This is a genomic window from Rhodobacter sp. P2_H5, assembly GCF_056403335.1.
This window is the reverse complement of record NZ_JBFUFS010000115.1, coordinates 1-733: the sequence shown is the minus strand read 5'-3', so window position 1 is coordinate 733 and position 733 is coordinate 1. Positions and strand designations below refer to the sequence as shown.

Below are 733 nucleotides of genomic sequence, written 5' to 3'. Positions count from 1 at the left end.
GTCGTCGGAGAGCCCCTCGAGCGACTGGGTGATCTGGTCGCCGTCCTTGCGGACGACAAGAGCTTGAAAGGTCATGGGAATTCCTTGTTCAGACCAGTTCGGAAGCAAAGCGCGCCTCGCGCCAGGCGATGGCGGGCTTGACGCCTTCCTGGCTGAGGATGCGCTTGAAGGTGCGGGATTCTTCGGTGTCGGTCGTCTCGATCTCGACATCCAGCGCCAAGGCTTGAGCGAGAGCGCCTTCCAGCCCCATGGCGCCATAGCTGCGGTTGATCGCCAGCTTGGTCAGGCGCAGGGCATTGGCGTCCAGAAGGGCGGCTTTGCGGGCCAGGGCATGGGCCTCGGCCAGAAGCGCCTCGGGCGGGACTACGGCGTTCACCAGCCCCATGGCAAGCGCGCGCGAGGCCGTCACGCGGTCATTGCCGAAGAGCAGCATCTCCTTGGCTTGTTTGGGCCCGGTGACCCAAGGCAGGATCAGCGCCACGATGCCAGAGCCGAATTTGGGCTCCGGCTCGCCAAAGATCGCGGTCTCGGCGGCCAGCGTCACGTCGCAGGCCATGGCCAGTTCGAAGCCACCGCCCAAGGTATAGCCCTGCACCGCCGAGATGGTGGGTTTGGGGCTGTTCCAGAACCGCATGATGATGTCGAAATCGGCCTGCAACACCGCCCGCATCGCTTCGGGAGCGGGGTTGGGGTCCATCTCCGAGAGGTCGAAACCCGAGGAAAAAGCCTTGCC

At 64.5% G+C, this 733-nt stretch carries 1 protein-coding gene; it reads right to left on the bottom strand.

Features of this window, described 5'->3' with window-relative positions; translation table 11 throughout:
- Positions 1 to 88: 88 nt before the first annotated feature.
- The coding region (locus tag AC1DVR_RS23820; RefSeq protein WP_478003098.1) for an enoyl-CoA hydratase/isomerase family protein at positions 89 to 733 on the bottom strand (645 nt) is incomplete at its 5' end.